Genomic DNA, 5,734 nt, shown 5'->3' with positions numbered 1-5,734 from the left:
AATTGTGGTGTTTCATCTATTGGTGCTGCATTAAAGCGCTTAAATATTACAGTTAAAAAAAGACGTTAAGCCATCCTAAAGCAGATACAAAGCTTAGGGATAAATTTATTCAGCAAGTGAATGAATTAGAAAAAACCCACCCGATTATTTATCTGGATGAAAGTGGTTTTAAGTCACATGATTACAGACCTCATGGCTACTCACGAAAAGGAGTACCCTGTTTAGGGCAATATAATTGGCAATTAAAGAATCAGACCAATGCCATTGGAGCAATCCATAAAGGGTATTTATTTTCAGTAGGTTTATTTGACTGCAAAATCAATTCAGATGTTTTTCATTTTTGGATTGAGCAATTCCTCATACCAGCATTACCTGAAAATAGTGTAGTGGTTATGGATAATGCAGCATTTCATAAAAGAGCAGATATTCTGGAGTTATTGGAACAACAAGGGCATAAAATTCTTTGGCTTCCTGCATACAGCCCTGATTTAAATCCTATAGAACAGATGTGGGCATGGGTTAAACGTAAGCGTAAAGAATGGTTGATCGACTCAGTCGATGAATTATTTCGAGTTTTTTTCGAATCCTGTATGGATAATAAAGTAGTTTGACTATACTCAGAATAATTCAAGTGAATTTGTTTGAAAGAAGAACTTTAAAAGCTTTATTTTCACCCGATAAAATACCCATAAAACAAGAGGAAGCTCAAATGAGCTTCCTCTTGTGAAAAATTGTGGGACAGCAATGGCGCTACTGCCCTTTTTACTCTGGATGATTTATTTTACTTTGGTTTTACGGATCATCTTGTACAGAACTTTTGGTGAAATACGCGAAACCAGCACACCAAGTTTTTCTTTCTTGCCACCAATCACAATATATTCTTCGCCGTTCTGCAAAGCCTGTACAGTCTGAACCGCAAAATCTTCTGCGGACAGCCCATTTTCAATCGCTTCATCCGGATGTCCTTGCGGTTTTCCTTCACCGTTTAAGGCGTTCAGGGACACATTGGTTTGAACAAAACCGGGGAAAATCACCGATACGCCAATCCCCTGATCTGCCACTTCAGCACGCAGGCTGTTGGCCCACATATGAATTGCTGCTTTGGCTGCGGAATAAGACGCGCGATATTGTGTACCGAGCAAACCTGCAACACTGGAAATAAACACAATACGGCCGGATTTTTGTGCCAGAAAAGTTGGCAGTACGGTTTTGGTCAAAAATACCTGCGAGAAATAATCGACTTCCATAATGGCGCGTTCAGTCTGCATGGTGGTGTCCTGAATCAGGGCACGTTGACTGAGTCCTGCATTATTAATCAGCCAGTCAATCCGGCCTTTTTGTTGCAAAACCTGTTCATAGGCATGACGAACCTGGCTTTCATCCGTGATATCGGCAATGACTGAAATATGCTGATCTGGATTAGTGAGACTTTGGCGAACATTTTCCAGTTCTTCATGCCGACGTGCAGTCAGTACCACCTGTGCCCCAAGTGCAGCACATTGCTGGGCAATCGCCTTGCCAATCCCTGAAGATGCGCCGGTAATCCAGACCACTTTTCCATTTAAGTCTTCAACTTTCGCCATGAAATCCTCTTTCCCTTGTTTTAATGAATATGGTACGGCATTTCATCTTCCAGAAATGCCAGCAAATGCTCAAAATAATAACTCATCGTATCGGCATCATAGATGCTACCGAGCTTGTCAAAACGTTTATAGCCTAACTGGGTGGTTAAATGAATCACCCCATTCAAGGTTTTATCGACCACGACATTAAATTTCAACATTTTTTTCGGTTCACGGATTAAATGCGTCACCCCTTGATCGACCACCTGAGTAAAGGCTTTTAAAGCGGGTGATACATATTGGTGATTACCATTTTTCATCTGGTCAATACAGCCGAGCAGTTCCATCACCAGCAATTTTTCTACCGGATAACGGACAAAAGCATCACCTTGATACTCATAGGTCATGCGATGCAAATAGTTCACCATAGGCATCAGCCGCTCATTGCCAAACAACGAAACCGACCACGGCATATATTTACGGGTGTTATGCATAATCTGCTGAATCACTTTTTCGGAATCACTGTCCGGTGAATTGGCCAGCTGCACCACCTGACCAAAAATCTGGTCAATAATTTCACAGGCCATATCGGCCAGATTTTCACCTAAGGGTCTGGCAAGACTGTCTCGCTCGCCGGCATTTAATCTGGAATGAAGGTCTTTAAAGCGCTGATGGGTTTCGGGTTGAAGCTTCAGGGAAATGCTATAGCTCATCTTATTATCCTTTTTGATATGCTGCGATGAGTCGCGTTTTTTTATCGTTCTATCATACGATGAGTTGCTATACATGCCAATTGGCTAAAGTTTGCATTTGGTTAAGCTGCCGCACGCACTATTTTTTTTGCTACAATAGATGCAATTTTTCATTCACTTTTGATCTGTTTAGACTATGACTGACTCAGCGCAAAATATCGCGACAACCTACGATCCGACCGAGATCGAGAAAAAATGGTACCAAACTTGGGAAGAGCGTGGTTACTTTAAGCCGTCTGAAAAAGGCGAATCTTTCTGTATCATGATTCCGCCACCAAACGTCACGGGTAGCCTGCATATGGGTCATGGTTTTAACAATGCCATCATGGATGCCTTAACCCGTTTTAACCGTATGTCAGGTAAAAATACTTTATGGCAACCGGGTACTGACCACGCAGGTATTGCAACGCAAATGGTGGTAGAGCGTCAGTTGGGTGCGCAAGGGGTTAGCCGTCATGACCTGGGTCGTGAAAAGTTCATCGAAAAAGTCTGGGAATGGAAAGAACAGTCTGGCGGTAACATTACCCGTCAAATTCGTCGCCTAGGTTCTTCGGTTGACTGGTCACGTGAACGCTTCACCATGGATGATGGTTTATCAAACGCGGTAAAAGAAGTGTTTGTAAAACTGCACGAAGAAGGTCTGATCTACCGCGGCAAACGTTTGGTGAACTGGGATCCAAAATTACAAACTGCGCTGTCTGACTTAGAAGTTGAGTCTGATAAAGAAGAAGCAGGTTCATTGTGGCACTTTAAATACTTCTTTGAAGATAAATCACTACGCACGCACGATGGTAAAGATCACATCGTTGTGGCAACCACTCGTCCTGAAACACTACTTGGTGATACAGCTGTTGCCGTTGCGCTTGATGATGAACGCTATGCAGATTTGGTGGGTAAAAATATTATCCTGCCAATTACCGGTCGTGCGGTTCCTATCGTTAAAGACGAATATGTCGATAAAGAATTCGGTACAGGCTGTGTAAAAATCACCCCTGCACACGACTTCAATGACTATGAAGTGGGTAAACGTTGCGAATTGCCAATCATCAATATCTTCAACAAAAATGCTGAAGTGTTGGCTGAGTTTGAATACATCGCGAAAGCCGGCGAGCAAATTTCTAAAACCATTCCTGCGCCTAGTGAATATGTTGGTTTAGAGCGTTTTGAAGCACGTAAGAAGATTGTTGAACAAGCGGAAGCTGAAGGCTGGTTAGACCAGATCCAACCATATACGCTGAAACCACCTCGCGGTGACCGTTCAGGCGTGATTGTTGAACCTCTACTCACAGACCAATGGTATGTGAAGATTGCGCCGCTAGCGAAACCTGCCATTGAAGCGGTTAAAGACGGTCGTATCAAGTTCGTTCCTGAGCAGTACAGCAACATGTATATGGCTTGGATGAACAACATCCAAGACTGGTGTATCTCGCGTCAATTGTGGTGGGGTCACCGTATCCCTGCTTGGTACGATGCGGAAGGTAATGTTTATGTAGGTCGTGATGAAGCGGAAGTTCGCGCGAAAAACAACATCCCTGCCGATGTTCAATTGAACCAAGATGAAGACGTACTGGATACATGGTTCTCTTCAGGTCTCTGGACATTCTCAACCTTAGGTTGGACTGGCGACGAAGCAAAAGACAAAGCCAACTACTTCTTGAATACATTCCACCCAACAGATGTACTGGTGACAGGTTTTGACATCATCTTCTTCTGGGTTGCCCGCATGATCATGCTGACCATGCACTTCATGAAGAATGAAGATGGTACGCCACAAGTGCCATTTAAAACTGTGTACGTTCACGGTTTGGTACGTGATGGCGAAGGTCAGAAGATGTCTAAATCTAAAGGTAACGTGCTTGACCCATTAGACTTGATTGACGGTGTGGATCTTGAAACACTGGTACAAAAACGTACCACGGGTTTGATGAACCCGAAACAGGCAGCGAAGATTGAAAAATCAACGCGTAAAGAATTCCCTGAAGGTATTCAATCTTACGGTACGGATGCAGTTCGTTTCACATTCTGCGCGCTTGCAAACACCGGTCGTGACATTAAGTTCGATATGAAACGTGTTGAAGGTTACCGTAACTTTGCCAACAAAATCTGGAACGCAACGCGTTTCGTGATGATGAATGTCGAAGGTCAAACGGTTGGTCAAACGGCTCGTCCTGATCTTTGGGAATTGCCTGAACAGTGGATCGTCAGCCGTCTACAAAAAGCGACTGCTGCGGTACAAACTGCATTTGCAACCTATCGTTTAGACCTGGCTGCGCAAGCGATTTACGAATTCATCTGGAATGAATACTGTGACTGGTATGTCGAACTGACTAAGCCTGTTCTGAATGATGAAAACGTATCTGAAGAGCGTAAAGCTGAAGTACGTCGTGTATTGCTTGCGGTGATGGAAGCGTCTTTACGTTTGGCTCATCCGTTGATGCCTTATCTGACTGAAGAAATCTGGCAAACGCTTGCGCCTAAACTTGGTATCGCTGGCGAAACCATCATGCTTGCGCAGTACCCAACTGCTGACGAAGCATTGATTAATGACCAGGCTGAAGCAGATATGCAATGGCTGCAAGGTTTGATTGGTGCGGTACGTAACATCCGTGGTGAGATGGGCTTAGGTAATGCACGCTTGTTGCCTGTTCTACTTCAAAACACAACGGATGCTGAAAAAGCGCAGATTGCACGTATTGAACCGTTGTTCAAAGCATTGGCAAAAGTTGAAAGCATTACCTTCTTGGCTGATGCTGAACAACCACCATTGTCTTCTTCATCTGTTGTGGGTCACGTGTCTGTATTCGTTCCAATGAAGGGCTTAATTGATCCTAAAGCGGAATTGGGTCGTCTGCAAAAAGACTTGGACAAGGTTCAAAAACAGCATGACCAAATTGCGACTAAACTTTCGAATGAAGGTTTTGTGGCAAAAGCACCTGCGGCTGTAGTTGAAGGCGAGAAAGTGAAACTTGCTGAGTTTGCTGATCAGTTAGCGAAGATTAAAGCGAATATGGAGCAGATTGCAGCGCTTTAATGCTGTAATTTGATTCAAAAAATCCCCTCAAATGAGTAATGCCAGTCAGTTAAGAAATTGACTGGCATTTTCTTGGGTATTTCTGCGGTTTTCCTTTCACAACTCGTGGGCAACTTCTAACCCTTCTCTCAGGCAAAACATACCTCCTCGATTTCTCCAGTAAACTTTCTAGATGTTTAGGTAAATTCCCTGCGGAGTCTAAAGAATCAAATCTTAATATATTCAGGATGCTGATAGAGGCAATATGAAAGCTGATTCTCAAAGGACTGACTTTTGCACGTTGAGCCATATGTTTCATTTGTCTTCTTAGAATATTATAGGCAATGAAGACCCCCCATAATTCTTGATAAATTAAATCAGGTTGCTTGCTCCTCAAATGCTTGCCTTCC

At 43.3% G+C, this 5,734-nt stretch carries 4 protein-coding genes and 2 pseudogenes; 3 read left to right on the top strand and 3 right to left on the bottom strand.

The annotated features are described in order from the left end of the window. Both WFH18_RS16600 and WFH18_RS16595 read left to right on the top strand, forming a co-directional pair. Nucleotides 1-69, top strand: a pseudogene (locus WFH18_RS16600) (IS630 transposase-related protein); the annotation flags it as partial. A 47-nt stretch (nt 70-116) separates the two neighbouring features. Further along, on the top strand, nt 117-611 hold the full coding sequence (locus tag WFH18_RS16595) for an IS630 family transposase (protein ID WP_005265831.1): 495 nt from the start codon (nt 117-119) through the stop codon (nt 609-611). Between the two features lie 165 nt (nt 612-776). Here the strand turns inward: WFH18_RS16595 and WFH18_RS16590 are convergent, their stop codons facing one another. After that, the gene (locus tag WFH18_RS16590; RefSeq protein WP_005104675.1) at nt 777-1,583 is read right to left on the bottom strand and encodes an SDR family oxidoreductase; all 807 of its coding nucleotides are present in this window, start codon (nt 1,581-1,583) and stop codon (nt 777-779) included. Between the two features lie 20 nt (nt 1,584-1,603). Continuing rightward, complete coding sequence (locus WFH18_RS16585; RefSeq protein ID WP_005104677.1) at nt 1,604-2,275, bottom strand: hypothetical protein; 672 nt, start codon at nt 2,273-2,275, stop codon at nt 1,604-1,606. 175 nt (nt 2,276-2,450) lie between these two features. On the opposite strand from WFH18_RS16585, the gene WFH18_RS16580 reads away from it, so the two are divergent. Then, a complete protein-coding gene (locus tag WFH18_RS16580) occupies nt 2,451-5,345 on the top strand; it encodes a valine--tRNA ligase (protein ID WP_004279390.1) in 2,895 nt (964 codons plus the stop codon). A gap of 49 nt (nt 5,346-5,394) precedes the next feature. Here WFH18_RS16580 and WFH18_RS16575 read toward each other — a convergent pair. Next, a pseudogene (locus WFH18_RS16575) lies at nt 5,395-5,734 on the bottom strand (IS4 family transposase); the annotation flags it as partial.

Source organism: Acinetobacter sp. USHLN143, assembly GCF_037145695.1.
GTDB classification, from domain to species: Bacteria; Pseudomonadota; Gammaproteobacteria; order Pseudomonadales; family Moraxellaceae; genus Acinetobacter; species Acinetobacter fasciculus.
Note: the sequence above shows the minus strand (reverse complement) of the source record. Positions and strands in the feature narration are given on the sequence as shown.